The organism is Cyanobacteriota bacterium, assembly GCA_027618255.1.
Taxonomy (GTDB): Bacteria; Cyanobacteriota; Vampirovibrionia; order LMEP-6097; family LMEP-6097; genus JABHOV01.
The window spans coordinates 1-3,515 of the sequence record JAQCFG010000100.1 but is presented as its reverse complement, the minus strand read 5'-3'; the positions used below and the strand labels follow the sequence as shown (position 1 = coordinate 3,515).

Below are 3,515 nucleotides of genomic sequence, written 5' to 3'. Positions count from 1 at the left end.
TGACCGATAATCTCACACTCTTGGGTTCTTCAGAGACCGTTTATCCGCAGGATCCTGACCAAGCCAAACTTGAAGCTATTGATAACCAATGGAAAGATCAAGACTATATCGTCAATCTTGATTGTCATGAGTTCACTTGTCTGTGCCCGAAGACAGGACAGCCAGATTTTGCCAAGATTTATATTTCTTACATTCCAGGTGATTCTTTAGTAGAGTCAAAAGCACTCAAGCTTTATTTGTTTAGTTATCGCAATCATGGAATCTTTCATGAGTTTGTGATTAACAAAATCGCTCGTGATTTAAACAATGCAATTAATGCCAAATATATCAAAGTAGTCGGTGATTTTATGCCGCGTGGTGGCATTGCTATTAAACCAGTTGTTCAGCTTGGTGATCTTGATCTTTATTCTGACTTGGCTATTTCTGGAGAGATAGGATGAATGACGATAAAGCATTAATTGTTTTCTCTGGTGGTCAAGACTCGACAACTTGTTTGTACTGGGCCAAGTCCAAGTGGGCAGATATTAAGACAGTAACTTTTGACTACGGGCAAAAACACAAAATCGAACTTGAAGCAGCCAAGCGTATTTGTGAGCTTGCAGGAACCGAGTTTGATTTAGTCACCATTCCTGATATTCTACGCTCAACAAGTCCGCTTGTAGACAAGAATCAAGCACTTGATAAGTATGATTCTATAGATCAGTTTGCTGATGGTGTTCAACCGACTTTTGTGCCGGGTAGAAATATATTGTTTTTAATTATTGCAGCTAATATCGCTGTGCATCACGGAGCTAAGCATATAGTGATTGGAGTTTGCGAAGCTGACTTTGCTGGCTACTATGATTGTCGTCAAGATTTTATTGATGCCACCCAGAAATCGCTCAATCAAGGTTTGTTTGGTACTGATGATGGGCTAGTAATTCATACGCCTTTGATGGATTTAACCAAGGCAGAGACTGTCAAGCTCGCCGCTGAGCTTGGGCAAGACTGCCTGTCGGCGCTTGCTCATTCTCATACTTGTTATGATGGCGTTTATCCTCCTTGTGGCTTTTGCCATGCTTGTTTATTGAGGGAGAGAGGTTTTAGGGAAGCTGGGGTTGAAGATCCCTTGCTGCAAAACCTGTCGCGTCTTAGTATGTCGAAGACGGACGAGTCGCGTCTTAGTATGTCGAAGACGGACGAGTCGCGTCGTAGTGTAACGAAGACGGATGTTAGAATTTAAGCTGATGACATTCATCCTTCACCAAAGCACAGAAACCCAGCCAGAGATAGTTGAGACTATTCAAGGAGAAGGCGTGCATACTGGAGTTCCCTCTTTCTTTATTCGTTTGCAGGGATGTAGAGTTCATTGTTTTTTTTGTGATGAAAAAGAGACTTGGGTTAATCGCGAGAATAATTCAATTGAAGCAGAGACTGATGAGATCATTGATCAACTAGAGATTATGAACTCGCTGCTCAAACGAGTTGTGATTACCGGCGGTGAACCAACTGAGCAGCCTGTCGCCAAGCTCATCAAAGCCCTTCAAGCAAAGTCATACGAAGTTGCCGTTGAAACTGCTGGAACCGGAGAATACACACAAGAGATTCTTGATAATGAAGATTTGTTTGTGACCTTTAGTCCTAAGGAGGTCTACTCCAAAAGCTCTTCAATTCAAGATCAGCGCATTTGGTCACGAGCCGATGAGCTCAAGTTTGTCATTGCAAACCAAGAAGCTGAGCAATACTTACTGCAACAGGTTTTACCGAAGCTCAAAGAAGCAAACAACTCATGTCCTATTTTTTTAGTACCTGATTGGTACAACCAAGAAACTACCAAAGAGCAAGTACTAGAGCTTTGTAAACAATATCCTGGACATTTTAGGATGGGTTTTCAGTTGCATAAGCAGCTTGGGGTTTATTAGATTTAATTGTTGGTATGTGAAAATATACCCCAGTGGGGTATATTTAATGCTTAATTTCAGTAAATTCACTATAAAATCCTTGGTTTTTGAGGGTTTGTATATATGTAGTTATGTCTGAAGTTGCACTAACACCAATAAGAATACAACCAGAATTGGTAACCACTTTTATTAAAGAGAAGGCTTTAAATGATGCTGCGCAAAAAGCCTTTAAGGCGATTTTTGATTTCATTGCTTCGACAGGCAACCTTGACTTTGACAATCTAGATCAAGTTAAACAAGTTTTAGATTATGCTCAATCAATTTTTGAGGCACGACAAGATTCTACTAAGAAGACTTATATTGGCGCATATAAGGCATTGGTAAGAAGTGCTGATTTTAATACCGATCAACAGAATGAGCTAAAAGAACTTGGGACAGCCTTTGCTAAGACGGTAGAGAAAGCAGCGACCTCAGCTACTAGCATAGATGTTACAGATAAAGTTGAAAACCAGGGAGATAACAGTGTCGAAGCAATGGCAGAAGCTCTCAAGCTTTTGGCACCAAAGTTAGGTATGGTTAAAGACGCACTTGATGCTTTAGACCTAACTAAATTAGCGACACCAGATAGTGATAAACCGAGTGAAGAAGCTCAATTTAAACTAGCCAATATTTTGCAACCAATTTTAAAAGAAGTAGAACTTGCTCAGAAGCAAGGACAACTTACTAATCAAAAAGAAATCAGTGATTTTATTGGACTTAGATTTATACGCGAAGTTGTCAATTTCAATAACTTAGAGAATGCTATCAAGATTAATCGAGCTGACATAAATGCTTTCACAGATAGCATCGATACCGTGATGAAAACTAGTGATGGTACAGCTAGTAAAGAAGAGCAACACAAGATGATGGATCTTATACTTAACCATAAGGGATTGCTTTTGGGTTTAGTGGCAATGGTCTCTAATCCACTCGCGAAGATGTTCGCTAGTCTACCATTTGGTATTGGTGCACCATTCAATTTCTTACTAGCTCAAGTACATAGCAATATCGGTCCAATTGTTACAGCGGCAATCACTGGCTCTATGATGCGACCTAACGCAAGAGCTCCAGAGGCTCAAGCACAAACTACTCAAGCAACTTAATTAACTATCAAAAAACCAAAGCAAGATTCTTTATATAAGGTAGTAGCTTTAGCTATTTAATTATGAGTACATTACCACTATTAGCAAGTTTGATTGAGAATGCGTCAAAGCAAGCCTTTGTTACCCGCAATGGCAAGCAGATAAATACTGATACAGTAAACAACTTCGTCAATTATTTAGGCGATGTTTTTAAGTTAGGTGCCCAGCAAGGTGTGGCTATTGATCGAGAAGCTATTTTAAAAGCTGCCAAATCTACTTTTGTGGCGATGACTTCTGACAATGGTCTAGTAGTCGCCTTTGATACAGCAGTAGCTAAGATCTTTGATATTCGAGATTCAAAAACTTCGGAGATTGATTTGAGCAAAATCAGTGAAGAAGCCAGGCGGGCTCCATTCGCGCAGCATATTGCAAGTGTATTAAATGATCCGACTATTGCTTATTCCGGTGCTAAAGAATTAAACACCAAGGATCAAAAAATATTTATTCAACAAGC

At 39.8% G+C, this 3,515-nt stretch carries 5 protein-coding genes; all 5 read left to right on the top strand.

Translation table 11 applies throughout. The features are described from left to right. Nucleotides 1-440: preQ(1) synthase (gene queF, locus O3C63_09540; GenBank protein ID MDA0773165.1), on the top strand; the 440-nt coding region annotated here is incomplete at its 5' end. Beyond that, nucleotides 437-1,222 (top strand): 7-cyano-7-deazaguanine synthase QueC, encoded by a 786-nt coding sequence (gene queC, locus O3C63_09535; protein ID MDA0773164.1) that lies wholly within the window; start codon nt 437-439, stop codon nt 1,220-1,222. The genes queF and queC, both read left to right, overlap by 4 nt. Nucleotides 1,223-1,226: 4 nt before the next feature. Beyond that, nucleotides 1,227-1,901 (top strand): 7-carboxy-7-deazaguanine synthase QueE, encoded by a 675-nt coding sequence (locus O3C63_09530; protein ID MDA0773163.1) that lies wholly within the window; start codon nt 1,227-1,229, stop codon nt 1,899-1,901. Nucleotides 1,902-2,011: 110 nt separating this feature from the next. After that, a complete protein-coding gene (locus O3C63_09525) occupies nt 2,012-3,022 on the top strand; it encodes a hypothetical protein (protein ID MDA0773162.1) in 1,011 nt (336 codons plus the stop codon). 62 nt (nt 3,023-3,084) lie between these two features. Then, on the top strand, nt 3,085-3,515 hold a 431-nt coding region (locus O3C63_09520), incomplete at its 3' end, for a hypothetical protein (GenBank protein MDA0773161.1).

Coding starts and splice junctions, on each gene's coding strand:
- queC (MDA0773164.1), top strand. CDS start 437: ATGAATGACGATAAAGCATTAATTGTTTTCTCTGGTGGTCAAGACTCG.
- O3C63_09530 (MDA0773163.1), top strand. CDS start 1,227: ATGACATTCATCCTTCACCAAAGCACAGAAACCCAGCCAGAGATAGTT.
- O3C63_09525 (MDA0773162.1), top strand. CDS start 2,012: ATGTCTGAAGTTGCACTAACACCAATAAGAATACAACCAGAATTGGTA.